The sequence below is a fragment of the Pseudoduganella sp. RAF19 genome, from assembly GCF_052114165.1.
GTDB lineage: Bacteria > Pseudomonadota > Gammaproteobacteria > Burkholderiales > Burkholderiaceae_D > Rugamonas.
This window is the reverse complement of sequence record NZ_JBFREF010000006.1, coordinates 304365-328849: the sequence shown is the minus strand read 5'-3', so window position 1 is coordinate 328849 and position 24485 is coordinate 304365. Positions and strand designations below refer to the sequence as shown.

The following is a 24485-nucleotide window of genomic DNA, read 5'->3' as shown; positions in this document are numbered from 1 at the left end:
TTTTACGGAATGATGGAGAGCAGCGCTGGCGCGCCGAACTCCATCAGCCTGGCATTGGAACTGGTGAAATAGCGATTCCAGAAGTCCTGCAGCGCAGCCATGGTTTTGGCATCGCGGTACTGGATGCCAGGCTTACCTTTGCCGTTCGGCGCAGCAATAACGCCGGCCCCCATCACATAGACCGAAGCACCGCCGAAATTACCAAGCATCTTTTCGGCTTCCGCTTTCTTCATTTCCGCCACCGGATCGATGCGGCGCACTCCGTTGTTCTGATAAAAGCTGGAGACGCTGGAGTTCTCCAGCATATCCGACACTAACAGCAAGGTCCGCTGGGAGCCTTGACCTTCCGCCACGATGTGCGACAGGGCTTGCAGGCTGCCTTCGATGTCCGAACGCGATAGATCAAAAGAAGAGGCCTGCAACACTTTGGCAATTGCAGCCCGCGCGAGCTTCTGCGCATAATCGGCCTGGCCTTTCATGCAGGCGTCGAAGTTCTTCAGCTTTGGCACGCTGACGCTGTCGCGCTCCGTCGCCGACACAGGCGCTTCCAGTGCCCCGGACGCCACCACCTCAAGATACTTCCCCTGCGAGAAGGCCGAGAAGCGTATTACGGCAAACTCAGTGCCGGCTTGCAGTTGGGGGCGCACTTGCTCCCATAAGGCACGCTGCAAGTTATCGTCCAGCACCACCGTTTCATCCAGCACGATGAAGAAGGAACGCGCCGGGGCAGCCGGTCTTGTTTCCATCTTATTGGCTGCGTAGCAGCTGGGAATCTGGTTTTGCGGCGTGGCTGCCCAGGCCGCCCCGGTTGGGGCGAGCGCCATAGCCGCCGCGGCAAGAATGGTCCGATGCATTGGCGGCCTCACAGGATATCGTCCAGTTCCTGCGCCTGCTTCGCCGCGCGTTGCGCGTCTTCAGTGCGCTGGCGTCGTTCCTTGCGCGCCTTCAGCAACGGGGTCACCTGCGCACGCAGTTCCGCATCAAGTCCCATCAGATAGCCCTTCGCCGATTCCTTGTCGTCGCCAAATTGCTCGACGCGTTCCAGCACTTGTTCTGCCGTAGGCTGCGTAGTTGCCGCAGCAGCGCTCTGGCGCTGGCGCACCCCGGCTTGCTCCAGGTGCGTCGCATGGCGCTCGGTCAGGAATTGCTCGAACGTGTGCTTCAGGCTCAGGTCGACATTATCGCCTTGCTCAATCAGGCGCTGCTGCAACGTGCTCAGTTTAGCTTCCGCATTCGAGAGAATGGGGCTGAAGTAACGGCTGTAATCGTCATACGTCGAGAAGCCGAGTGTGCTCTTGTAAGCGTCCTTACTGTTCTTGCCCGCAAAACCCCATTTGTAACCGGCGATAATGCCGACGATCTGGGTCACCACAAAGATAAAGGCCAGCATCACGAAAGCGGACAGGCCTTCCACTTTGGTGGAGGAGTTGATGTCTTCTTTCGCCTTGGTGTCCGCGGCCGCCTGCGGCGCAGTGATTTCAGCCGGCAGCGCGCCGTTAGCAAACGGATTGCCTTCCGCGCTCGCCTGGGCGGTCGGCACCGACTGCAGTGTTTCACGTCCCTGGTCACTCTCCAGATGCTTGACTCGCATCACGGTGGACATGACAGCGATCACGATAATCGCAGCGGCCGCGATACCGACCAGCGCATAGGAACTGTCGTTGCCCACGCGGTTCACGCATTGCGTGTAATGCGGCAGGCTGTCGTCCTGGCGCTGATCGTCTTTCAGCGAGATATTTACGGTACGCAGTTTGCCTTTCTTGCCGTCGTCGATCCATTCCTTTTTGCAGCGGCGGATCAAGTTGGTACGGAACAACTGATGGCCTGCGTTATGCGTCAGGAAGCCCATTACCACGCACAACACGAAGACGATACCTCCCATCAGCAGCAGGCGCGTGTTCTCACTGCCCTCCATCGCCATCCAGGAACCAAGCAGGTACGAGAAGCCCATGCCTTCCGCAATAATCAGCAAACCAAGCACCAGGAACAGCCAGCCCGGCGTCGGCGACCGGCCAGTGTCGCCGGCCTTGGACATATAGTCGATGCGCTTATTGAATTCCGCTTCGCTGGTCAGATGCATGAACTGGGCGTAATCGTTACACAGCGTGCGCTCAGAATTGGTCCAGCTATTATCCTTGGCGAAGCGCGAAGAATCATTTGCCAGGCGCGCCGTCTTGCCGACGAAGGGCAAGGCATACCAGAAATTGAGCCACCACAGGTCGATGCGGAACTTGAACGAGAAATAGATCGCAATCAGCAAGACCAGGCAAAGCAGACTCTGGACAGTTGCCAGGTTTTGATTCAGGTATTCGGACATTGATAACTTTCTTTTTTATTTGGCGAGTTTGGGATTGAATTCGGCCACCATGCTTTTGCCAGCAGCGACGTAGTAAAGGCTGGAGGCAGTCGACTGTGCGCGCTCACGCGGGAACAGCACGTCCATGCATTTCACGGGCCCACTGCCGAACACCCGATACAGCAAACCGTTTTCGCCCTGATAGGTGTTCACTTCAACGGTATCGCGGTAGTCCGCGCGGGCGTCCGACCCGGCGCGCAGGCTGGCCGCCTTGTACACCAGGAGCGTGGGTTTGTTGGCTGGCGCGGCGCCATCCCGCAGCACGGCGACTCCGGTCAAGCCGACCAGATTGCCATTTACCTTGTCGGTCCAGGAAGTGCCGTACAGGCCGGGCATGTATTCACTGACGTGGTATTCCTTATTGCCCAACAGTGATTTCACCGCGTTGGCGACACGGGGCCTGTCCTCCGTGCAGCTACGCGCTGCGGGCATATCATCCGCATTGGCGGAGGAGATCAGACTGAATCCATTGCCGCTGCGTGTCACGATGCGGCCGATATTGACCGCCACAGGATTGCCGCTGACGGGGCGACCGCCGAAATCGAATTCGGGCGCGGCTTCCGGCACCTTATTCGGCTGCGCAACACCAGATGCCTGTGCTGCCGTCACGGGACGGGGCTGCACCGGCGTACGAGCCGGCGAAGCAGAGCGCCCCGGCTTGGCCTTGCCCGCGTCGGCAAGCACCGCTGCCGGCGTTACGCCAGCCGGCGCGGTAGCAAGCGCGGGCAGAGCTGACGCTGGTGCGGCGCGGTGTGCATTGCGATAGAACTGCACATTGGTGGTGCGCGACGCCAGATATTTCTGAAACTCGAGTTCATCGCTCAGGTCAACGATTTCCACCCGGCGGTTATGAGCACGTCCGTCTTCCGTGCGGTTATCGGCAATCGGCTGAGTCTCGCCGGCACCTTGAAAGTAGATTTGCGATGCCGGCAAACCTGCCTCCGCAAACAGCCGGGCAACATTACGGGCCCGGCTCTCCGACAAGTCAGCATTCAATTGCGAGCTGCCGGTATCGTCCGTATTGCCGATCACGAGCACTCGGCGCTGGCGCAAACCCTGCACGGCTTGTGCTTCTTCCGCGCTGGCCTGAGGGCCGACCGCATCGTTGCGGAACGGTTTCGAATACTGGGCAGCAAATTCGCGGAAATAACTATCGGCCTTCTGGCTCAATTGGTCCGAACCGCTCTCGAACTGGCTGCTGTACGCCGCATTGCCGATGCTCTCTCCGCCGGAATCCGAGGCGCTTTCGGGAGTGCGATCCTGGATAGCCATCGACATGCCGACGCGGCCATCCGACTTTCCCTGATTGCTTGGGTCGGAAGTGATGTCCGTAATCGATACGGCAAGGTCGTTCCTGCGCGCGATTTTGGAAAGCTCGCACTTGCGGCGGTCCATCTCTGAACCAATGTAATTGCCCAATGCCAAGCCGCCCAGCGCACCGGCGACCGTGGCCAGCTTGCGCCCTTTTCCTTTACCAACCTGATTGCCCAGCAGTCCCCCCAGCACTGCGCCGATCAGCGCACCGGCAACCTGGCCGGTATTCTGGGCACAAGGGTCGTCGCCCGAGGCGCCCGCGTTGGCTGATTCCTGTGCGTAGGCGGCTTGCGTCGACAGCGTACCGATCAACACGGCGAGAACCGTGCGCTTCAAAGCGAGTCTTTGCATAATGACAGTAGGTATTTCCCAAATAGTAATACTTGGCAATATTACATATAAGTTACCATACGTCAATATTAGTAGTAAAACAAAACCGGCTCCGGGCCGGTTTTATTTTCACTCTGATGCGGTCGCTTCTTCCTTAGGCTGCCTTACGCTGATCGCGCGGAAAGCGCAGGTGGTAGTGCAGGCCCATGCCGGGTGAGCTGACCACTTTCACCGTGCCGCCCAAGGGTCCCGTCACCAGGTTGTAGAGGATGTGCGCACCAAGGCCGCTGCCGCCGGAGCCGCGCTTTGTGGTGAAGAAGGGATCGAACAACTGGCTCAGCGTCGACTGGTCCATGCCGACTCCGTCATCGCTGTAATCGAACACCACGTGATCGCCATCGAGCTTGCCGCTGATGCGAATCGTGCCTTGCTGGCCTTCGCCGAAGCCGTGCACCAGCGAATTCACCACCATATTCGTCACGATCTGGGAAACGGCGCCCGGGAAGCTCTCCATCGCGATATCGGACGGACAGTCCACATTCACTTCAATCGGCTTGCCCTTCAACTTGGGCTGCAGCGACAGCAATACTTCATCCAGATATTTGCGCAGGTTGAAGTGGCGGATGTTATCGGAAGACTGGTCCACCGCCACCTGCTTGAAGCTGCGCACCAACGCCGCTGCGCGCTGGGTGTTGGTGGTCATGATCTTCAGCGACTGGTCTATCGTATCGAAGAAGGAATTCAGGCCATCTTCATCCAGCACGCCTTCCGACAAATCCTTGCGCGTCAGGCGCAGTTCCTCGACCAGGTGCGAAGTCGCCGTCACGCAAATGCCGAGCGGTGTATTGATCTCGTGCGCCACGCCGGCTACCAGGCGGCCCAGTGACGCAAGCTTCTCCTGGCGCACCAGTTCAGACTGTGCTTCCTGCAGTTGATGCAGGGCCGAGGCCAGCGCCTCGTTCTGTTCTTCCAGTTCAGTCTTGGCGCGGCGGATCGCCCGGTCAGCGGCAGTGCGCGCGATGGCAGCAGCGGTGTGATTAGCCACGAAGGCCAATACATCGAGATCGGACTGGGTATAGATCACAGAACTGTCGTAGCTTTGCGCGATGATCACGCCGTAGGCCTTTTCGCCCACCAGCATTGGCGCGCCGATCCAGCTGGCGATGCCCAGGTCACCGAGCGGCTCGTGGATCTGGCCACTGGACAGCAAGGCGCCGAAACTCTCCGCGTCCAGCAATTGCGGCGCGCGGTGGCGCAGCACGTAGGAGCTCATACCCTTGCCGAATTCAAAGCGCTTGAGCGGCGCTTCCGTATCTTTCTCGTCGACGAAATAAGGGATGCTGATCTCGCCCGATTTCGGGTGGTACAGCGCAATCAGGAAGTTGCGCGCGACGATCAGCTCACTGATGATTTCATGCAGGCGCGCATACAGCACACCCGCATCGGATTCGGTGGAGGCGGACGCCGACAGACTGGCGATCTCGTACAGCGCGCGCTGCATGGCCTCGGCCTTGCTGCGCTCCGCCACTTCACGTTCCAGCTCCAGCGTGCGCTCGTGCACGGCACGCTCCAGGCGGTCCATGCTTTGCAGGCCCTGCAAGGCGCTCGACACATGGTTGGCAATCTGGGCGAACAGCGCCTGGTCTTCGTCACTGTAGGTATGCTGCTTGTCGTAACTCTGGATCACCATGGCGCCGAGGATCTCGTGATTCTGATCCAGCAGCGGACAGCCCATCCAGTGCTCGGCCACGGTGCCCACGCCGAAGTCCTCCTCGCCGCGCGCCAACTGGTCGGCGGCGGTCATGACGAGGCGCTTGCGGTTCAGGATCACCCAGGCAGTCGGGGATTCATCGGGCGATGCCAGCTGCACCAGCTGGTCGCGGTAGGGATGGTCGTCCACCTCGTCGACGAAGTAGACAAAGCGGACCGCATTGCCTTCCGCCTCACGGTCGCACAGCGCCACGTAGAAGTTCGCGGCGTACATGATGCGGCCAAGAGCAGCGTGCACGGATTGCAGGAAGACGGCGATATCGGTGCAGCTGCTTGAGAGCTGGCCGATTTCCAGCAGAATCGCCTGGACGGCTTCCAGGCGGCTAAGACGGCTTTCCATATTTTCCCTAGTTTTCATGCGTCCGGGAAATATAGCAGGCTGCCTCTCCCGAGGCCAGCCCGGAAGCGCAAATGCAACAGCTCAGGGCTTCGCGAAACCGCCTTCGATCCAGGCCGAGGCGCTGGACGTGGTCAGTTTGAAATCGGGGCGCACGCGCACGCTGGCGACTTCTTCGCCGAAAGCATCCACGGCACTCAGGGTGGCGGTGGGATTGTCCTCATCCGGATCGATATCCAGCTTCACGGTCAGCTCGCCCACACGCAGAGACTTGTGCAGCTGGGCGTGCAGCTGCTGCTCGTGGCGGCGCAGCACTTCGCTTGCCGTTTTGACCAGGGTATTGAAGGCGTTGATATCCAGCGGCTTGGGATTCTTTTTATCGCGCCCCATGGTCCAGGGGCCGACCAGGGCCGGTTCCGGCTCGCCGTCCTGGAACATGGCGACGGCCCAGCCATCGTCGTCTTCATTCTTGATCACCCGCGCGGTCCAGCCATTGCCCTGCCAGACGCGGTCTTCCTGGATCAGCGCTACTTCATCGTCAAAATTTTCCATGGCCCGCATAATAAAGCAATTGGGGTCAGGCGCGAAATGCGACATGAACCCGCTTGCAAGGCGAGCTCATGTCGCATTTGGCGCCTGACCCCAGAATTACATCAATGACATCGCGGGTTGGCGCGGCGGGATTACCGGGGGGCCCAGCGGCGTGATGCGCGGGTCGATGGCCGGTTCCGGCGAGTAGTATTTGAACGGATTAATGATTATGGGCGGAATGGTAGGTGGTGCCGATGGTGGGCCCTTGGGGCCTCCTCCTGATGTACTCAGAGGTAGCGGTTGACCTCCGATCGTTTCTTGCCATGCCATATTGCCCTCCATGCGCGAGATCGGATATTCAGTATAGGAAAGACTCCTTCAATTTCAAGCCACTTGCTCTTCCATTCCATTCGTCCTTGAAAAACGGCATTTCATCGCATGCCGATGGTTCCGCATTCGTCCCAGTCCTAAAGTGGAGCCATACCAAACAACACTTGGGGAATATGATGAAAAAGCTGCTCGCCTTCACCGCCATCGTCATTCTGGCTATGGTTGCCTGGGTTTCGATAGTTGGCACTCCGGATACGCTCGTCACCATTGGCGATGAGGACTTCGATGGTCCACTGGGCGCCTTCCTCGGCCTCTTGTTCGCGGGCGGCGGCATGATCATCGCAGGCGTCGCCATGACCTTCGCTGCCGTGATCGTCGGCGCCGTGTTTGCCGGTCTGGGCATCATGATGGTATTCGGTATGGCCCTGCTGGCCGTGATCCTGGCGGCGATCATCGCTCCCTTCACTCTGCCGCTGCTGATCCCGGTCGGGATTGTGTGGTGGATCGTTCGCCGCAATAAGCGCAAGGCACTGATGCTGGAGCATGCGGCCTAATCACGCGGCGGATCAATGATCCGCCCTACACCATTACCCTGTTCCTTCCGCTGCGTTTCGCGCTGTACAAAGCCTTGTCGGCGCGAACCAGCGCAGCATCTCCGCTCGCATCATCCGGCGCCAGCGCCGCAATCCCGACACTCACCGTCACCGAAAAACTGTGCCCCTCCAGCAGCAGCGGGGTATCGGCGATGCGCTGGCGCAGGCGCTCGGCGAAAGCATGCGCCGCATCGAGATCGGCGCCCGGCAGCAAGGCCGCAAACTCTTCGCCGCCGACCCGGCCCAGCACGTCGATCTTGCGCTGGCTGTCGCGCATCAAGGCGGAGAGATGGCGCAGCACCGCGTCGCCTACGGGATGGCCGTATTCGTCATTGACATCCTTGAAGTGGTCGATGTCCAGCATCAGCACGGCGGCGCGTCCGCCCACATCGCGCTGCAGGCGGTTATGTTCAGCGTCCAGGCGCGACATGAATTCGCGCCGGTTGGGCAGTCCGGTCAGGAAGTCGGTGGTGGCCAGCACCAGCAACTCTTCATTGGCCCGCTTGCGCTCCGTGATATCGACCGTCGACACAATCACGAAATCCAGGCTGTGTTCATGTCCGGGCATCACCAGCAAAGTCAGTTCGTTCTGGCGCGATACCCCGTCCAGCCGCAGATAGCTGCTCTCGCACACAAACAGGTGCGCGCCTTTCGACAGCGCCCCCAGCGTGCGCGCGAAGCAGGCCATGGAATTGCAGATCTGCGCCAGCGTGAGACTGGACACATCCTTCTTGCCCGCCACTGCCCCTACCTGCGCCAGCGCTGCGGCATTGACGTCGGTGATGCGCACCAGCGCTGCCAGGCGTTCCAGCTGGCTGGGATTGTTGTGCAGCCAGGTCTGCACGTCTTCCACGCCCGACGTCTCCAGTTCGATCAGGGCCTGGCGCACCGCCGACCAGTCCTGCTCCCACAGCGCCACAGGCGCATTGTCATACAGGCTGCGGAAGCGCGCCTCGCCCGCGCGCAGGGCTTGCGCCGCCTGGGTGCGTTCGATGGCGATGCCTGCCAGCTGGGCCGCCTGTTCTATCTGCGCGATGTGCGCCACGCTTGGGCTGTGCGGTTCACGATGGTAGATGGCGAAGGTGCCGAGCACCGCACCGGCGGCATTGCGGATAGGCTCCGTCCAGCACGAGCCAAGGCCCGCACGCAGAGCCAGTTCGCGATACGGCGCCCACAGCGGATCGGTCCGGATATCCTGCACGATCACGCGGTTGTTGGTCTGCACGGCCTTGCCGCAGGAGCCGTTGCCGTAGCCGATCGGCTGGCCGTGGATCGCCGCATTGAAGAAAGCCGGCAGGCTTGGCCCCGCCGCCACCAGCAGATGTTTGGCTTCCGCATCCAGCAGCATCACGCTGCACATCATATCGGGATTGCCCGCCTCGACGTTTTGCACCACGCCTTCCAGCACCGTTTCCAGCGAAGCGCCGCCGCCCAGCGATTCCAGCAACTGGCGCCGCGTGGCTTCGCGCCGCTCGATCTGCGTACCTTCCGTCACATCCCGGAACGACCATAGCCGCGCTGGCTCGCCCGCCAGGCGCAAGGGCCGCGTGGTCTGTTCAATGGTGCGGCCATCCTTCAGCCGTAGCTGCAGGCGGCAGTCGTCTTCGCGGCGCGTCTGGCCGCAGCTCACGAACTCGCTGGCATCGATCAGATGCGACGCAATATGCGCCAGCAAAATCGCACCATCATTGCGCCAGTCCAGCTGCTCCGGCACATTCCATAGCTGGCGGAAGCGCCGGTTCGAATTCAGCACACCGCCGCGGTAGTTATCGACCAGGATGCCGTCCACCGTCGAATCGAGCGTGCTGCGCAACATGGTCTGGCTGGTCTGCGCCTCCTCCGCCATCGCCAGCAGATTGTTCTGGTTTTCCTTCAGCTCCGCAGCCATGCGGCTGCTGCGCGCCAGCGCTTGCCCGATGTGACGGCGACTCTCGGCCAAGGCGTAGGCCAGCGCGGCCAGCAGCACGCTGAACACGATACCGCCAATGCCGATCAGATGCGACTTCTCCGTCAGCGCGCTGACCGCCGTGACGGGCGCGAAAATCTGCAGCGTCCAGCGATGGCCGGCGATGCCCAGCTTCTGTATGGCCTGGCGGCGCCCCGCACCAGCCGGCAGCGGCTCGCTGTCGTACATGCGCGTGGCATCGTTCATCTCCTCGCCATCATAAATTTCCACATCCAGATCGCGGCCACGCGCCCCCAGCGTATCGGCCATCACATCCCCCATGCGGAACGGCGCATACACCCAGCCCACAATCGCGGCACGACGCTGCGCCAGCGCCAGGTGCGGCTGGCCATTCCGATACAGCGGCAGAACGATCAGAAAGCCCGCCTGCACCGGGTCGGTGGTTTCCTGCCTGAGCGTGATCTTGCCGGTCATGGCAGGAAGGCCGGAATCGCGCGCCTGTTCCAGTGCGGCGCGGCGCACCGGTTCGGACAAACTGTCGTAGCCAAAGGCCAGCAGATTGGCTCCCGCCAGCGGTTCGATATAGGTTACGGGCGCGTATTGGTTGCGCTGGCCGGGCGGATGAATGGCGTAATCCGGGAAACCCTCATGCCGCACCTGGGCCTCATGCGCTTCGCGCTGCGCCCCGCCTACCAGCCGGATATAGCCCACGCCCTGCATGCCGTCGAAATGGCCGCCCAGCTCCTGGCGTTCCAGATAGGTGTGAAATTCCTCGCGCTCAACGAAGGTGGAGCTGGCGAACAGCCCTTGCGCTCCGTACAGGATCTGGATGTAGCCCTGCATGCGCGCCGCGATGGCGTTGACCAGCTCACGTACCCGGAAATCAAACTGCGCCTGGGCATCGCGCTCCGCAGCATCGCGCGCGCCCTGCCACAGCACGAAGGTGATCGTCAGGCACAGGCCGAGCACCAGCCCGGCCAACAGCCGCGGGCTGAGCAAGTAGCTGGTTGTACGTTTCGGCATACAACCATAGTAGGAAAGATTTTATGGATTTGCGGAAATATCAACCGTGGCGGGCGACATATTGCTGATAGCCCCGGGCGCGCAGCTCACAGGCCGGGCATACGCCACAGCCATAGCCCCAGTCGTGTAAATCGCCGCGCTCGCCTTTGTAACAAGTGTGGGTGTCGGCCCGGATCAAGTCGACCAGGCCTTGACCGCCCATCGATTCGGCCAGCTCCCAGGTTTGGGACTTGTCCAGCCACATCAGCGGCGTTTCCAGCTTGACGCGGGTATCCATGCCCAGATTCAGCGCCACCTGCAGGGCTTTCATGGTGTCGTCGCGGCAGTCCGGATACCCCGAGAAATCGGTTTCGCACATGCCGCCCACCAGCACGTTCAGGCCACGGCGATACGCCAGGGTGGCGGCCACGGTCATGAACATCAGGTTACGGCCGGGAACGAAGGTATTCGGCAAACCATTGGCCTGCATGGTGATTTCGATGTCTTCCGTCATCGCGGTCTGCGACAGCTGGGAAATCAGGCCCAGGTCGATCATATGGTCTTCGCCGAGGCGGCTATTCCATTCCGGCTTCACGCTGCGCATCTTCGTCAGCAGCGTCGGGCGCACGGTCAGCTCGATGGCATGGCGCTGGCCATAATCGAAGCCAATGGTTTCCACACGCGGGTAGCGCTCCAGCGCCCAGGCCAGGCAGGTGGTGGAGTCCTGGCCACCGCTAAACAGGACCAGGGCGGCGTCGGTTTTCTGCATGGGGTTCTTTCTTTTCTGGAAATCTTAGTGAGTACGCCATCTTTACGGTTGATCCGGTAACATTCGGTATCGCTCAACCGACGGCAAGAAGAAGAATTTTGGCACAACTCGGCTTAAAAGTAATGCGGACCCTGGCGCTGCTGGCCATGGTTCTGCTGCTTCCCCGGCTCGCACTGGCCGAGGGACTGGACTATCGCGTCCAGATCAGCGCGCCGGGCAAGCTGGATAAGCTGCTGGAGGATAACCTCGATCTGGAACGCTTCCGCGGCAATCCGCGCGTGGACCGCGACCAGCTGCAGCGCCTGGTGCGCGCTGCGCCGGAGCAGATCAAGACCCTCGTGGCGACCGAGGGCTATTACTCGCCCTTGATCAATGTAACGATGACGGACGCCGCCGAGCCGGTGGTCCACGTCGACGTGCAGCCGGGTGAGCCGACACTGGTCGGCGATGTGGAGATTGTGCTGGAAGGTTTCGAGTCCACCGCCAAAGTGCCCTTCGACAAGGAGGTGCTGAAAGCCGGCTGGCTGCTGCCGAAGGGCGCCGTATTCCAGCAGGAGGCATGGGAGACGGCCAAGCGCTCCATTCTGCGTTCCGTGGTGCAGACGCGCTATCCGCGCGCGCAGTTGACGGAGAGCCAGGCTGTGGTCGACCCCGAAGAACGCCGCGCGCTGCTGCACATCAAGCTGGAAAGCGGACCGGAAATGCGCTTCGGCGAATTGCGCATTGAGGGTTTGCACCGCTATCCGGAATCTGCTGTGCGCAATCTGAATCAGATCAAGCCGGGCGATTATTACAGCGAGGCGGAACTGCAGTCCTTCCAGTCGCGCCTGCAGGACACGGGTTACTTCGCCAATGTGGAAGTCAGCGCGGATTTGTCCTCCATCCTCGGCGAGCAGATGGAAGCGGCGGAAACCAAGAACGCCGGCCTGCCGCAGCCCGACACCATGGCGCCCCTGCCCCTGCTGGTGCGAGTGGTCGAGAACAAGCGCAAGAACGCCAGCGTGGGTCTGGGTTATTCGACCAACACGGGTTATCGCGTATCCGGCACTTATGACGATCTGTCCGTGTTTGGCCTGAAGCTGAAAAGCGCGTTGACGCTGGAACAGAAAAAGCAGACGGCGCGCGGCGACTTCTATTTCCCCACCACGGCAAGCGGCTATACCGACAGCATCGGCGCGGCCCTGGAGCGCAAGGATATCGAGGGCGAGATCACGCGCACCGCCTCCATTGCAGGCAAGCGCGCCTGGGGCACGCCGCTGCTGGAGCGCAGCATCTCGCTGGAGTATCTGGCCGAAAGCAAGACGGTGGCCGATGTCATGACCAGCCATTCGCAATCGCTGCCGCTGACCTATGCGGTCACCTGGCGCAAGCTGGATAACCTGGTCTTTCCGACCAAGGGCTATGTGCTGAATGCGACAATCGGCGGCGCGCTGCTGCCTTTGCTGACGGACGAAAAATTCATCCGCACCACGGCGCGCGGCATCACCTATGTCCCGTTGAGCAGCAAGAGTACGGCGATCTTCCGCGCGGAACTGGGCGCCCTGGGCTCCGTTACCAAAGTGGGCGTGCCGGCGACTTATCTGTTCCGCGCCGGTGGCGATAACTCGGTGCGCGGTTACGCTTATCAGGAGCTGGGCGTGAAGGAAGGCGATGCCACCGTTGGCGGGCGCTATCTTCTGACAGCCAGCGCCGAGTACCAATACTGGTTCCGTCCGACCTGGGGCGCGGCGGTGTTCTATGACGCCGGCAATGCTGCGGATTCTTTGGGCGGCATCCATCCGAAATCAGGTTACGGCATCGGCGCGCGCTACAAGAGCCCGGTGGGTCCGATCAACGTCGACGTCGCATACGGTCACGCCGTGCGCAAGGCACGCCTGCACTTCTCGCTGGGGTTCACGTTCTGATGGATACGCACGACACACCGCCAGCTCCACCATCGCCGCCACCGCGTCCACCGCGGCGCTGGCTGCGCCGTACGCTGATCGGTAGCGGCGTGGTGGTGGCTGTGCTGGCGTGTGGCGTGTGGCTGCTGGGACGCGAGTCCACACTGCAGCAGATCGTCGCCCAGATCGCGCGCGCCAGCGGCGGCAATATCACGGTGACCGGCGCCACCGGTTCGCTGTATGGGCGCATGCATATTGTGCGCATTGTCTATCGCAGCCCGGAAAGCGTGCTCACGATCGACAATGTCGACATCAACTGGTCGCCGCTGCAGTATTTTTCCGAAGGCCTGGCGATTAGCGAGCTGCATGCGTCCAGCGCGGTCATGCGGAGCATCGGGCCTTCCAAGCCAGCGCAAATGCCTGAGTCGCTGGCGCCGCCGTTCCGCCTTCACGTGGCCGACGCGCGGCTCGAACGGCTCTCGCTGATCAGCGCCGATGGCAGCCGCAATGACGTCAGCGCGATCAAAATGCAGTTGTACGGCGACAGCCAGCGCTGGCAACTGAAGGACGCCAGCGCCGTCACCAAAATCGGCCGTCTCGACGCGTCCGCTGAAGTCGCCAGCCAGCGCCCGTTCAAGCTCACCGGCACCGCCAGCCTGACGCAAATCCTGACACCGCCCGCCGCAGCACGCACGCCGCCACACGCAGCCGGTTCGGCGGCTACCCAGGCACAGGCAGCGCGGCCCGGCACTGCGCCGGCCAAGCTGGTCGCTACGCTGAGCGGTGACCTTGCCATTCTGACCGCCAAGCTGACGGGCACTTCGCCTAACGCCAATGTCGATGGCGTGCTGGTGCTGGCGCCTTTCAACCCGGTCATCCTGCGCTCCGCATCGCTGCGCGCGCGCGGCGTAGACCCGTCGCGCTTTGATCCGGCGTATCCGCAGGCGAGCCTGGACATGGCTTTGGATGCGAACATCACGGCCGGACAAAAGCTGTCCGGCGGCCTCGCGATCACCAACAGCGGCAAACCCGGTCCATTGGACCAGCAGCTGCTGCCGCTGAAAATCGTCAGCGCGAAGCTGGGCGGCACGCTGACCGTATCGACCATCGACGAAGCGCTGATCGATTTCGGCGCGGCAGGCAAATTCAGCGGGGGCGGCAATATCAAGCGAACGGCCATCGACGGCGGCATCGACACCGCCACCTTCCGCCTGCACACCGACAAGCTTGATCTGAACGCCCTGCACACCAGCGCCAACAAAACGGCCATTGCCGGCGATATTGCCGTCGAAAGCAAAGGCAAGGTTCACACCTTGAATGCAGCGCTGTCTGAAAAGGCCTTACGCCTCGATGCACACGCCACGCTGCAAGACCTGCTGCTGACCGTCACACAAGCGCGCCTGCAGGCGAAGCAAGGCAGCGTCGCGCTGACGGGACAGGCCAGCCTGAAGGAAGACAAAGCCTTCAAGGCGAACGCCGTGGTCAGCCACTTCGATCCGTCCGCACTGGGCGCGTATCCGGCGGCGGATTTGAATGTTGATGCGGAGGCCTCGGGCAGGATTGTGCCGGACTGGCATGCGGCGGCGGCTTTCACGATCAAGCCGAGCAAGATCATGAACCAGACCCTGTCCGGCACCGGCAAGCTGCAGGCGGACGCCAGGCATCTCAGCGGCATCGACGCGCAACTTGCGCTCGGCCCGAACACGGCCACACTGCGCGGCGCATTCGGCCAGCCCGGCGAGCAACTGGCCTGGAACGTAGACGGACGCCAGCTATCCGCGCTCGACAACCGCCTGCAAGGCGCACTCACCGCATCCGGCACCGCGACCGGCGGCTACGCAGCGCCGCGCACCAGCTTCGCCGTTGAATCACACGGACTGGCTTACGCGCCCGCGACAACGGCGCCGCCCCGCAAAGCCTCCGCACCGGCGACAACACGCGCATCCGCCGAGCCGGCCGCCAGCGCTCAGCGCGGAGCGCAATCGGCGCCGGCTGCGGCTGCGGCTGCGGCTGCGGCTGGCGACAAGGATAGCTTGTGGCAGGCCGTTGCGGCTTCGGACACGGATGGCGCGGCGACCAGCGGCCGTGCGGCGCGGCAGGCTGCGATGCGTGCCGCTGTGAAGGCGTCTGCCGAAGCGAAGGCCGCCAAGGCTGCCGCCGTGCGCGAGGCCATCGTGGCGCCGGTCACGCCGCCAGCGCGCGACACGACCGCGCCGGTGCGCAATGCTGAAGGTGTGATCAAAGCCAGCGGCGAGCTGTGGCTGTCCGGCACCGGCGCGCAGCGTGCGCCGGAGTTCAAGCTTGCCGGCAGCATGTCCAAACTGAACCCCGCCGCGTTTGGCGCGCCAAGTGCGGGCATCGTGAATGCGGACTTCAGCGGCAGCGGCAAGTTGTCCGCGAACTGGCAGGTGAACGCCGACCTGCGTCTGCAACCGTCCACGCTCGGCACTGCACCGCTGAGCGGACACGCGACGCTGAGCGCCACGCGCGGACGTGTCGATAACGCCGACGTCGACCTGCACCTCGGCCTCAACGTCCTGCAAGCCAAAGGCGGCTTCGGCGGCGCCAAGGACCGTCTCGACTGGAAGCTGGACGCGCCCGACCTGTCCAGTCTTGGCCACGACTTCGCAGGCGTGATGCGCGGCACAGGCTACGTGACCGGCGGCACGGACAAGCTCACGCTCGGCATGAGCATGGACGCCAACTCGCTGCGCCTGCCCAGCCAGCAGCGCCTGGCCGCGCTAAAAGCCAGCGCCACCATTGGCCTCGCCACAGGCACCGCCCCACGCGTGGCGGAGCGACGCCCCGCCGCCCACCCTGTCAGCACCCAGGCAACCAGCAGATCCACCGACGCACTGGCCGCGCGGCCCGCCGAAGTGTCGCAGGCCGACGACAACGCACCAGCCCTCTTCATCGGCCCCAACGACCCACTGGTCGTCGACATCAGCCTGCAAGGCTACTCCGCGCCGGGCGGTACGGTCATTGACCGCGCGCGGCTGCAAACCAGCGGCACCGGCGGCGCACATACACTGCAACTCGGCGCCACCAGCACCGACTTTGACTTCGTCACCAAGCTGCACGGCAGCTTCGCCAGGGACAGCTGGACCGGCGCTATCGACACCCTGCAAAATCGCGGCCGCTTCGCGTTCACCCTGCAGTCGCCGGCATCGCTGCGTATAGCCGCTGCTGAAGGCCATGGCCTGGCGGGTCTGGCCAGGCCCGAACAGATCGCGCTGGGCGGCGCCACGATTGCCCTGCCCGAAGGCGGTATCCGCATCGAATCGCTGGAAAAGAACGGTCCCAAATGGCGCAGCCGCGGACTGGCCAGCGGCGTGAACGCCAGCTACCTCGCACAGCTGTCCGACGCCTGGCGCAACAGCGTTGCCAGCACGATGACGCTGGGCGCCGACTGGTCCATCGAGCTCGCGGCGCCGATTGCAAAAGGCGCGGCGCCGGCGGTCGACGGCTACGTGCACGTGCTGCGCGAAAAAGGCGACATCACCGTCACCGGTGGCAGCAAGCCCATTCCACTCGGCCTGCGCACGCTCGACGCGCGCCTGACTGTGCGCGGCGACGCACTGCGCGCGGACGCGGATCTGAACGGCGCCCGCACCGGTACGGCAAAACTGAACGCCACAGCGCAATTACAGAACGGCCGCATTCCCAGCGACAGCCCGCTTACCATCAGCGGCAACGTGGATATGCCGTCCATTGCCTGGTTGTCGCCTATCCCCGGTATCGACGGCCTGGAACTGGACGGCGCACTGAAGGCCAGCTTCAGCGGCCACGGCACCATTACGAATCCCGCGCTGGACGGAGAAGTCAGCGGCAGCCAGCTGGTGGTGAACTGGCCCGACCAGGGCATCCGCCTGCGCAATGGCGTGTTGCAGGCGCGCGTGGCGGGCGACCAGTTGCTGCTGCAGCGCCTGCGCTTCGAAGGCCAGCAGGGCAATATGCAGGCCGAAGGCTGGGCGCGGCTCGCCAACGGCGAAGCCACCATGGACCTGAAACTCAATGCGGACAAGCTGGAAGTCCTGTCGCGCCCCGACCGCACCCTGGTGGTCAGTGGCAGCAGCACGCTGGTACGCGACGCCAGGCATTTCCAGCTCGATGGCAAATTCCGTGCAGATCGGGCCAAGATCGAACTGCCTTCGCTGGATTCGCCGACGATCAGCGACGACGTCATCATCCTCGGCAAGGACAAGCCAAGCGTGAAAGCCGCCGCGCAATCCATGCCGCTGAATATGGATGTCGAAGCCGACTTGGGCGATGACTTCTACCTGCGCGGCAAAGGCCTCGATGCCCAGCTGGCGGGCTCCCTGCGCGTACGCATGACCGAGCGCCGCACGCCGCGTGTGAACGGCAGCATCCGCGTTGTCAGCGGCACTTATGCAGCGTATGGACAGAAGCTGGCCATCGACCGCGGCGTGATCAACTTCACCGGCGCTTACGATAATCCGGGCCTGAATATTCTGGCCGTGCGCAAACGCCCCGAAGGCGAAGAGCTGAGCGAAACCAATGTGGAAGCAGGCGTGGAAGTGCGCGGTACGGCGCTGGCGCCGGTGGCGAAGCTAGTGTCCACGCCTTCGGTGCCGGACAGCGAAAAACTGTCATGGCTGGTGCTGGGTCACGGCACGGCCGATGTGGCAGGCAACGAGATGGCTCTGCTGGGCACCGCCGCCAGCGCGCTGTTCGGCGGCAAAGGCGGCGGCAGCCTGGCGAACAAGGTCGGACTGGACGAACTGGGCGTGTCCCAGGCCAAGGGGCTGGAAAGCACGGTGGTGACGGTCGGGAAAAAACTGTCCTCCCGCGCCTACCTGAGCTTTGAACAAGGCGCCAGCACGGCGACCAGCCTGGTCAAGCTGCGCTACAAACTCAACTCACGCATCACACTGCAAGTCCAGACCGGCACCAATAACGCGCTGGACGTGCTGTACAACTGGGCGTTCGACTAATCCAGTTCAGGCTTGTGATCCGGTACCGGGTCGTCCTGCTGGACGGGGCTGTGCGGATTGTGCGGATGGACGGGCTGCGGCTCCGGCTGCGGCTCGTCGACAGGCACCGGCAGGTCCGGTGCGCGGTGGGCGTGAACGGGTGGTTTGTCCATGGCTAAAGCTCCCTGCAAGAACTGGGCATGAGCGCCTATTTTACGCCGCAATGTACAATCCTTCTTTTTCCGCACGAACCTGTTTATGGAACTGACTGTCACCACCGTAGTCCTGCTCATCCTGATCCCCATGCTGGTGTGGCGCACCTATTCGCGCCTGCGCATGGTGTTTGCGCGCCAGCAGTCGGTGATGTGGAAGCACTACGCCGGGGCGATTTTCTTCCCCATCGTACTGGCCTCCTCCGCCAGCTCCATGACGCATAACGTGCTGTCGGTATCGTTGCTGGGCACCGCTGCCCTGTGCGGCGGCTGGCTGGCCGTGTTCAGCCTGAAAAAGACCCGCTTCGAAATCAATGAACGCGGCTTCTTCTTTACACCTCACCTGCGCACCGGCATGGTCATCTGCATGCTGTTCCTGGCCCGCGTGCTGCAGATCGCGGTCGAGTTCTACCTGAACCGCCAGTCCCAGTTCCCCAAAGTGATCTCGCACGACGAAGTCATGCAGCATCCTCTCACCGTCATCACCTTCGGCCTCTTCGCCGGCTACTTCGCCATCTACTCTATCGGCATGCTCCGCTGGCGCATGAACCACAAGGCGCTGCCCGGCCAGGAATAATGTCTTCATTGCAAGATTAAATTTTCGCGATGTCATACTGTTGTAACTTCACATCTGTAGTGATGCTTTTTTAGTAAATCTGAGGTAAATTGGGAAAAAATAATTCCAATAGGAAACTTCCCATGGCTATCTACGATAAAACCGTCAAGGGACGGGAGGAGATTGCTTCACGTTGCCATCATCTGGCGCCCCGGATGAGGTCGCTGCTGGTGATGATTGATGGGCGTCATGCCATCGACGAGTTGCTGCCGAAAGTGTCGGGGCTGGGCTTGAGCGAGGCCAATGTGCAGACCCTGCTGGATGAGGGCTTCATCGAGCCTGCCCAGCCGAAGTTCGATCCGCCGGCCGAAGACCCGCCGCCGCCCGATCCTGCCACGCTGGCCGAGCAATTCCGCGCGGCCTACGAGTTCTACACACGCACCATCAAGCCGACCCTCGGCATGCGTGGCCTGAGCTTGCAGCTGAAGGTGGAAAAGGCGTCGAACATCGACGAGCTGCGCGAACTGCGCATTCCTTTCTTCGAAATGACCGTTCGCGCCAAGGGACGCCCGCATGCGCTGCAGCTGCGCCGCGAGCTGGATGACATCCTGAGCTGACTACATCAAGTTTTGCAAGGCCGCGTCCATGGCTGGATAGCGGAAGCCAAATCCCGTTGCGAGCAGGCGCGCTGGCGCCACGTTCTGACCTTCCAGCAGCAGGTCCGCCTGCTCGCCCAGCATGAGACGAACCGGCCATGCCGGTGTCGGCATGAAACAAGGACGATGCGCGATGCGCGCCGCCGTGCAGGCAAATTCCTGTTGCGTCGGGCAGTGCGGCGCCGTGAAGTTCCAGGCGCCGCCGGCATCCGGCTGTTCCCACACATGGGCCATGGCGCGGATCAGATCGTGCAGATGAATCCACGAGGCACGCTGACGGCCAGTGCCCATCGGGCCACCGAGGCCCAAACGAATCGGCAGCAGCATCATCGGCAGCGCGCCACCGCCATGTCCGAACACCACGCCAAAGCGCGTACGCGCCACGGCCACACCGTAAGCACTGGCGCGCTGGGCGGCTTCCTCCCATTCCTGGCAAAGCTGGGACATGAAGATGTTTTGCGGCGCGGCGTTTTCGTCCAGCGCCCGCGCGTCGTCTTGCGGCTGGATGCCGTAATAGCCGATCGCGGACGCACTGATCATCAGGCGCGGTTTGTTTTCGGCAGCGGCGATCCAGTCCACCACTTTGTCCGTCAGCGCGACACGGCTGCGGCGCAGCGTGGCCTTGCGCTTCTCCGTCCAGCGCCAGCCGAGGATGCGTGCGCCGGCCAGATTGATCACGACGTCGATACGTTCACTGGGTGGCAGCTCCTGCATGCTGCTGACGGCGCGTACGGCGCCATTGAAGTCCGCGGCAGCCTTACGCGCATCGCGCGTCAGCACGATCACGCGATGGCCGCTGGCGACCAGTGCCGGCACCAGGGCATGGCCGACGAAGCCGGTGGCCCCGGTAATCAGCACGGTCTGCGGCGGGCCGGTGAAGCGCACCGCCGCCGCATCGGCAGCCGGCGTATTGCGTGCGACGATGCCGTCGCGGATGCCGGAGGCCATCACGCCGACGCCGCATAGCGCAAGGAAGACGCTCAATATGCCAAGCGGCGCATAGGTGAAGCCGGTGTCTGCACGCAGCCATTCCGGCGCGGCCAGCGCCAGCAGGCAAATGAAGGCGCCTCCGTTAATGGCCAGGACCGTGTGCGTGACACGCTCGGTGGCCGGCAGCATTCGGGTCTGATCTTCGATGACGAAATCCCACAGCGTCAAGCCGATTTCGACTACGAACAGCGCCAGCAGCGCCCAGGTCCACGCGCCCTGCCAGATCCAGGCGGAGAGGCCAATGAACAGCAGGCCGTATATCAGTGCGCGCACGGAATGAATCGCCAGCTCGCGGCGGGCCGTGGCACGCTGCGGCAGCGCTTCGGTCAGTTCATGGTGGTAGATAGTGTCGAATGCACCCAGGCAGCCCTGGAATGCCATCAGCTGCAGGGCAAGCGTGCGAGTGCTCATGCTGCCTCCTTCTCGGCCGCGTGGCGCTCCTGGAAGACACCCACCTGCGTGAACATCAGGCCAAACAGCGCGTGGCGGATTTCGATGCGAATATTGAAGCGGTTCGGCGCTTCATTGTGATGCCAGAGATAGGTTTTGCCGGGAGTGAGCAGGCCGGGCAGCGGTATGCGCCAGCCTAGCACTTTGCCGATGCGTGAGGCACTCAGTTCACTCAGCGCGCCGTAGTACAGCAGCGGCTTGCCCGGCTCCGGGTTCTTAGTGAAGCGGGTCTGGATGTCGGGATGCAGCTTGCTCCATTCAGCGCCGAGGATCTTGCGGAACAGCTCTCCCTCGCCTACCGCGCCATGCTCGGACGCAACGCGCGAATCGATGCGGTACAGCCGCAGCAAAGGTGGCAGCAGCAGCGCCAGTGTGATCACGTCGATCCATAGGTTTGGCCAGACGCTGGCGCGCAGTGAGATCAGCATGTCTTGCGGCGCCCATAGCAGCAGGCTGGCGATCAGCCACAGCCAGGCCGACGGCTCACGGCGCGTGTCGCCGAAGCAGGTCAGGGCCAGCATCAGCACGCCGACGCATTGGATGGTCGGACCGAACAGCGCGATCCACCAGGCTTGCTGGGCGTGGCTGACGGCCGGCGAAAAGCCTTTCGCGATGAGGGTGTGATAAGCGTCCAGCATGGGCGCGCCGGCCAGCAGCGGAAGTGCCAGCCCAACGGCAATGTGGAGGACAGCAGCTGCGTAAAGCCAGCGCATCAGCCATTTACGTTCCATGATGAGCGTCTCCAAAGTAAATGCGGCAAGCGTTGCCTTCGCAGGCCGTGGCGCGCGCCGTCGGGCGCAGGCGAAGCAGGCGTGAGATGCGCAGGCGGTTGCGGGCCAGCCAGCGGTAGCCGGCACTGAGCGCGGGACGCAGCAGTGTAATCCGCAGTGGCCACACCAGCCATGCACGGCCGACCAGCGCGTGCGCGGCAAGGATGCTGTCCGTACCACGCAGCAGCGTGCCGTCGGCGCGCAGGGCGTGCATTTCGGCGTTCAGCGCGGTCATGGTGACGCCAAGCGGCGCGGGATCGAAGCCGGGAGCGGCGATGTCGACGAAGGCCAATGCAAGTTGGCGGTCGGCGCGCCGCAGACTGTGCATGGCGCGCAGGCAAAGAGGGCAATTGCCGTCGTAGAACAGGGTGAGGTGCGTACTCATGTTTTCTTTAATTTCTGTTGTTACAGAAATTAAAGACCAAAAAGAAGGGATTGTCAACCAACCCCTTCTTTTTTACGCCTTGCTGAACCAGGAATCGAAGTTAATTGTTCCCAGATGCGCGCCGCTGCCGGGCATCAGCGTGTCGTCGCGCAGTTCGGCGCCGAAGTAGCGTGCGGTCGCGTCTTCGATCACGCTGCGCTTGTCATTGGTAACGCGCAGATAGCGCTTCACCATATCCGACAAGCGCACGCGCTCCGGACCGGCAATCTCCATGATGCCGTTGCGCGGCGCGCGGAGTGCGAATTCGGCGACGGCAGTTGCCACATCGTCCGAGGAAATCGGCTGGAAGAAAGCCGGCGACATGCGGATGCTATCGCCCTCGCTGCCGGAATGCGCAATACCGCCCAGGAACTCAAAGAACTGCGTCGAGTGCACGATCGTGTACGGCACGCCCGATTCGCGAATCAGCTTCTCCTGCGCAATCTTGCCGCGGAAGTAGCCGCTTTGCGCCAAGCGGTCGGTACCAACCACCGACAGCGCAATATGGTGTTTAACGCCCGCGGCACGTTCAGCTGCGAACAGATTGCGGCCGGACGTTTCAAAGAATTCCAGCACGGCCGCATCTTCGAACGAAGGTGAATTCGCCAGGTCAATCACGGTATGCGTGTTCGCCATCGCCTCGCTCAAGCCTTCGCCCGTGACGGTGTTGATGCCCGTTGCTGGCGCGGCAGCAAGCACCTCGTGACCTTGGGCGCGCAGTTGCGCCACGACTTTGCTACCGATTAATCCCGTCCCACCGATGACAACAATCTTCATGATATTTCTCCTTGATTAAAGGGGTCATGTATTCCGCAAACGCACGGATGCGTGCGGGCAGGTCTTGCTGTTTTTGATACGAGAGATACAGAGCGCCATCCTCCGGCGCGAATTGCGAAAGACAGGTGACCAGCTTTCCTTCAGCGCGCAGGCTGCTCACCAGATACGCCGGGAGCTGGGCGATGCCAAGGCCTGCGCTTACCGCCTGCACCAGCATGTCCAGGTCGTTAAAAGTATGCTGCGCCATCGGCCGCCAACGTTGAGCCAGACCGTTGATCCTGAATTCCCAAGCCTGGATATAACCGGCCGCGGTTCTGAAGCTGATGCAGCGATGCCGGCCCAGTTCATCCATTTGCTGCGGCAAACCATGCATGCGCGCGTATGCCGATGAAGCGCAGACGATGGTCGGCACCGCCATCAGCTGCTGCACCAGCACGCCTTGCCGTATCAGGCGCTGCTCGCCGAACGACACGTCGATGCGGTCTTTCGTGAAGTCCGCCGGCTGCTCGCGTAACAGCAGCTCCACGACAAGCTGACGATGCTGCGCGTGAAAGCCGGCCAGCAGCGGCGCCACAATCCGGCGACCGCATCCCGGCGATGCGAGGATGCGCAGGTGGCCTTGCAGTGCTGCCATTCGGACTTAGTGCCCGCCTGGTTCGGGAATGAAGATAGGCGCGCCCTTCTCTTTCAGCAGCAGCACGAGGAACTTCGCCGGCTTGGTCTTGCTGGCGTTGCGTCCCACCGTATGCACATCGGCCGGGCCTTCGTAGAACGATTGGCCGGGCGTCAGCGTCACTTCCTTGCCGCCTTTCACCTGCATGATGATCGAACCTTCCAGCACATAGATGAAGCCATGCGCGTTATGGCGATGCACGGGGTCTTGGGCGCCGGGCGGATATTCGACCGTAATCATCTCGGCTTCCTTGCCGGGGTAGTCGCTCAGCGCCTTGTTCATCACCGGCGAGACGATGGCGTTGACCGGCCCGCGGTGAGCAAAGCCTTGCGATGCAATCAGGGTGGCGCAAAGCGCCAGCGCAGCGTGTTTGAAGGAGATCATAGTGTGTTCTCCCGGGTGATCAAGAAAGATTTGCCTTGTCGAGGCCCCAAGCCGTGTCGGCCGAACCGGGCACGGAGCGGAAGGCGACGTTGGCGCGGTTCCAGCCGTTGATCGCCATGACGTCGAAGGTCAGGTCGGACAGTTCCTTTTCCGAGAACTGCGAGCGCACGCGATCGTAAATCTCGTCCGGCACGCCGTGCTCCGGCAGCTTGGTCAGCACTTCGGTCCAAGCCAGCGCGGCGCGTTCGCGCGGCTGGAATAGCGTGGACTCGCGCCAAGCCGCAAGATGATGGATGCGCAGTTCACGCTCGCCATGAATCTTCGCTTCCTTCACATGCATGTCGAGGCAGAAGGCGCAGCCATTGATCTGCGAGGCGCGGATGGAAATCAGGTCACGGATCGATTGCTCGATCGCGCCTTCTTTCAGCACATTGCTAAACTCCAGGAACTTCTTGAACAGCTGAGAAGACTGCTGCATGTAGTTGAGTCGCTGAGTCATGATGATCTCCTTCAAGAATGGTTGGATTGGGGTGCCGCG

20 protein-coding genes are annotated in these 24485 nt (G+C 62.3%); 5 read left to right on the top strand and 15 right to left on the bottom strand.

The features are described from left to right. Positions 1-2 precede the first annotated feature (2 nt). The 5 genes from AB4Z19_RS18360 to AB4Z19_RS18340 form a co-directional block, all read right to left on the bottom strand. Positions 3-854 carry a hypothetical protein gene (locus AB4Z19_RS18360; RefSeq protein ID WP_442035753.1) on the bottom strand — a complete coding sequence of 284 codons (852 nt, stop codon included), beginning with the start codon at positions 852-854 and terminating at the stop codon, positions 3-5. 8 nt (positions 855-862) lie between these two features. Next, positions 863-2317, bottom strand: a complete 1455-nt coding sequence (locus tag AB4Z19_RS18355) for a hypothetical protein (RefSeq protein WP_442035752.1) — start codon at positions 2315-2317, stop codon at positions 863-865. Positions 2318-2332: 15 nt separating this feature from the next. Continuing rightward, on the bottom strand, positions 2333-4021 hold the full coding sequence (locus tag AB4Z19_RS18350) for an OmpA family protein (RefSeq protein ID WP_442035751.1): 1689 nt from the start codon (positions 4019-4021) through the stop codon (positions 2333-2335). Positions 4022-4154: 133 nt separating this feature from the next. After that, the gene (locus tag AB4Z19_RS18345) at positions 4155-6110 is read right to left on the bottom strand and encodes a GAF domain-containing sensor histidine kinase (RefSeq protein ID WP_442035750.1); all 1956 of its coding nucleotides are present in this window, start codon (positions 6108-6110) and stop codon (positions 4155-4157) included. Between the two features lie 81 nt (positions 6111-6191). After that, positions 6192-6659 (bottom strand): hypothetical protein, encoded by a 468-nt coding sequence (locus tag AB4Z19_RS18340; RefSeq protein WP_442021760.1) that lies wholly within the window; start codon positions 6657-6659, stop codon positions 6192-6194. Positions 6660-7141: 482 nt separating this feature from the next. Here AB4Z19_RS18340 and AB4Z19_RS18335 point away from each other — a divergent pair, with 482 nt between their 5' ends. Then, on the top strand, positions 7142-7522 hold the full coding sequence (locus tag AB4Z19_RS18335; protein WP_442021758.1) for a hypothetical protein: 381 nt from the start codon (positions 7142-7144) through the stop codon (positions 7520-7522). Between the two features lie 25 nt (positions 7523-7547). Here AB4Z19_RS18335 and AB4Z19_RS18330 read toward each other — a convergent pair whose 3' ends face one another. Together AB4Z19_RS18330 and queC are read right to left on the bottom strand one after the other, a co-directional pair. Beyond that, a complete protein-coding gene (locus AB4Z19_RS18330) occupies positions 7548-10490 on the bottom strand; it encodes a CHASE domain-containing protein (RefSeq protein WP_442021756.1) in 2943 nt (980 codons plus the stop codon). 40 nt (positions 10491-10530) lie between these two features. Then, the gene (gene queC / locus AB4Z19_RS18325; protein WP_442035749.1) at positions 10531-11238 is read right to left on the bottom strand and encodes a 7-cyano-7-deazaguanine synthase QueC; all 708 of its coding nucleotides are present in this window, start codon (positions 11236-11238) and stop codon (positions 10531-10533) included. 122 nt (positions 11239-11360) lie between these two features. On the opposite strand from queC, the gene AB4Z19_RS18320 reads away from it, so the two are divergent. Together AB4Z19_RS18320 and AB4Z19_RS18315 are read left to right on the top strand one after the other, a co-directional pair. After that, positions 11361-13142 (top strand): autotransporter assembly complex protein TamA, encoded by a 1782-nt coding sequence (locus AB4Z19_RS18320; protein WP_442021752.1) that lies wholly within the window; start codon positions 11361-11363, stop codon positions 13140-13142. After that, complete coding sequence (locus tag AB4Z19_RS18315) at positions 13142-18076, top strand: translocation/assembly module TamB domain-containing protein (protein ID WP_442035748.1); 4935 nt, start codon at positions 13142-13144, stop codon at positions 18074-18076. Before AB4Z19_RS18320 ends, AB4Z19_RS18315 begins: the two co-directional genes overlap by 1 nt. Here AB4Z19_RS18315 and AB4Z19_RS18310 read toward each other — a convergent pair. Next, positions 18073-18228, bottom strand: coding sequence for a hypothetical protein (locus AB4Z19_RS18310; RefSeq protein ID WP_442021748.1), 156 nt, complete (start codon positions 18226-18228; stop codon positions 18073-18075). The two genes, AB4Z19_RS18315 and AB4Z19_RS18310, sit on opposite strands and share 4 nt — an antisense overlap. Positions 18229-18313: 85 nt before the next feature. Here AB4Z19_RS18310 and AB4Z19_RS18305 point away from each other — a divergent pair, with 85 nt between their 5' ends. Beyond that, on the top strand, positions 18314-18844 hold the full coding sequence (locus AB4Z19_RS18305; protein ID WP_442021746.1) for a hypothetical protein: 531 nt from the start codon (positions 18314-18316) through the stop codon (positions 18842-18844). Between the two features lie 122 nt (positions 18845-18966). Further along, on the top strand, positions 18967-19440 hold the full coding sequence (locus AB4Z19_RS18300) for a hypothetical protein (RefSeq protein WP_442021744.1): 474 nt from the start codon (positions 18967-18969) through the stop codon (positions 19438-19440). On the opposite strand, the gene AB4Z19_RS18295 is transcribed toward AB4Z19_RS18300, so the two are convergent. The 7 genes from AB4Z19_RS18295 to AB4Z19_RS18265 all read right to left on the bottom strand — a co-directional run bounded on the left by AB4Z19_RS18295 (position 19441) and on the right by AB4Z19_RS18265 (position 24446). Further along, positions 19441-20880 (bottom strand): TIGR01777 family oxidoreductase, encoded by a 1440-nt coding sequence (locus AB4Z19_RS18295; RefSeq protein ID WP_442021742.1) that lies wholly within the window; start codon positions 20878-20880, stop codon positions 19441-19443. It lies immediately after the preceding gene. Further along, positions 20877-21650, bottom strand: a complete 774-nt coding sequence (locus AB4Z19_RS18290) for a DUF4166 domain-containing protein (RefSeq protein WP_442021740.1) — start codon at positions 21648-21650, stop codon at positions 20877-20879. The genes AB4Z19_RS18295 and AB4Z19_RS18290 overlap by 4 nt, the downstream gene beginning before the upstream one ends. Further along, positions 21640-22074 carry a thiol-disulfide oxidoreductase DCC family protein gene (locus AB4Z19_RS18285; RefSeq protein ID WP_442021738.1) on the bottom strand — a complete coding sequence of 145 codons (435 nt, stop codon included), beginning with the start codon at positions 22072-22074 and terminating at the stop codon, positions 21640-21642. The genes AB4Z19_RS18290 and AB4Z19_RS18285 overlap by 11 nt, the downstream gene beginning before the upstream one ends. A 72-nt stretch (positions 22075-22146) precedes the next feature. Next, positions 22147-22890 (bottom strand): SDR family oxidoreductase, encoded by a 744-nt coding sequence (locus tag AB4Z19_RS18280; RefSeq protein WP_442021736.1) that lies wholly within the window; start codon positions 22888-22890, stop codon positions 22147-22149. Next, positions 22850-23524, bottom strand: coding sequence for a substrate binding domain-containing protein (locus AB4Z19_RS18275; protein ID WP_442021734.1), 675 nt, complete (start codon positions 23522-23524; stop codon positions 22850-22852). Before AB4Z19_RS18275 ends, AB4Z19_RS18280 begins: the two co-directional genes overlap by 41 nt. A 6-nt stretch (positions 23525-23530) precedes the next feature. After that, positions 23531-23947, bottom strand: a complete 417-nt coding sequence (locus AB4Z19_RS18270) for a cupin domain-containing protein (RefSeq protein ID WP_442035747.1) — start codon at positions 23945-23947, stop codon at positions 23531-23533. Between the two features lie 19 nt (positions 23948-23966). Next, on the bottom strand, positions 23967-24446 hold the full coding sequence (locus tag AB4Z19_RS18265; RefSeq protein WP_442021730.1) for a carboxymuconolactone decarboxylase family protein: 480 nt from the start codon (positions 24444-24446) through the stop codon (positions 23967-23969). Positions 24447-24485 lie beyond the last annotated feature (39 nt).

What these genes read in the sequence shown, in the direction of transcription:
- AB4Z19_RS18360 (WP_442035753.1), bottom strand. Translation starts at nt 854, where the DNA reads ATGCATCGGACCATTCTTGCCGCGGCGGCTATGGCGCTCGCCCCAACC.
- AB4Z19_RS18355 (WP_442035752.1), bottom strand. Translation starts at nt 2,317, where the DNA reads ATGTCCGAATACCTGAATCAAAACCTGGCAACTGTCCAGAGTCTGCTT.
- AB4Z19_RS18350 (WP_442035751.1), bottom strand. Translation starts at nt 4,021, where the DNA reads ATGCAAAGACTCGCTTTGAAGCGCACGGTTCTCGCCGTGTTGATCGGT.
- AB4Z19_RS18345 (WP_442035750.1), bottom strand. Translation starts at nt 6,110, where the DNA reads ATGGAAAGCCGTCTTAGCCGCCTGGAAGCCGTCCAGGCGATTCTGCTG.
- AB4Z19_RS18340 (WP_442021760.1), bottom strand. Translation starts at nt 6,659, where the DNA reads ATGGAAAATTTTGACGATGAAGTAGCGCTGATCCAGGAAGACCGCGTC.
- AB4Z19_RS18335 (WP_442021758.1), top strand. Translation starts at nt 7,142, where the DNA reads ATGATGAAAAAGCTGCTCGCCTTCACCGCCATCGTCATTCTGGCTATG.
- AB4Z19_RS18330 (WP_442021756.1), bottom strand. Translation starts at nt 10,490, where the DNA reads ATGCCGAAACGTACAACCAGCTACTTGCTCAGCCCGCGGCTGTTGGCC.
- queC (WP_442035749.1), bottom strand. Translation starts at nt 11,238, where the DNA reads ATGCAGAAAACCGACGCCGCCCTGGTCCTGTTTAGCGGTGGCCAGGAC.
- AB4Z19_RS18320 (WP_442021752.1), top strand. Translation starts at nt 11,361, where the DNA reads ATGCGGACCCTGGCGCTGCTGGCCATGGTTCTGCTGCTTCCCCGGCTC.
- AB4Z19_RS18315 (WP_442035748.1), top strand. Translation starts at nt 13,142, where the DNA reads ATGGATACGCACGACACACCGCCAGCTCCACCATCGCCGCCACCGCGT.
- AB4Z19_RS18310 (WP_442021748.1), bottom strand. Translation starts at nt 18,228, where the DNA reads ATGGACAAACCACCCGTTCACGCCCACCGCGCACCGGACCTGCCGGTG.
- AB4Z19_RS18305 (WP_442021746.1), top strand. Translation starts at nt 18,314, where the DNA reads ATGGAACTGACTGTCACCACCGTAGTCCTGCTCATCCTGATCCCCATG.
- AB4Z19_RS18300 (WP_442021744.1), top strand. Translation starts at nt 18,967, where the DNA reads ATGGCTATCTACGATAAAACCGTCAAGGGACGGGAGGAGATTGCTTCA.
- AB4Z19_RS18295 (WP_442021742.1), bottom strand. Translation starts at nt 20,880, where the DNA reads ATGAGCACTCGCACGCTTGCCCTGCAGCTGATGGCATTCCAGGGCTGC.
- AB4Z19_RS18290 (WP_442021740.1), bottom strand. Translation starts at nt 21,650, where the DNA reads ATGGAACGTAAATGGCTGATGCGCTGGCTTTACGCAGCTGCTGTCCTC.
- AB4Z19_RS18285 (WP_442021738.1), bottom strand. Translation starts at nt 22,074, where the DNA reads ATGAGTACGCACCTCACCCTGTTCTACGACGGCAATTGCCCTCTTTGC.
- AB4Z19_RS18280 (WP_442021736.1), bottom strand. Translation starts at nt 22,890, where the DNA reads ATGAAGATTGTTGTCATCGGTGGGACGGGATTAATCGGTAGCAAAGTC.
- AB4Z19_RS18275 (WP_442021734.1), bottom strand. Translation starts at nt 23,524, where the DNA reads ATGGCAGCACTGCAAGGCCACCTGCGCATCCTCGCATCGCCGGGATGC.
- AB4Z19_RS18270 (WP_442035747.1), bottom strand. Translation starts at nt 23,947, where the DNA reads ATGATCTCCTTCAAACACGCTGCGCTGGCGCTTTGCGCCACCCTGATT.
- AB4Z19_RS18265 (WP_442021730.1), bottom strand. Translation starts at nt 24,446, where the DNA reads ATGACTCAGCGACTCAACTACATGCAGCAGTCTTCTCAGCTGTTCAAG.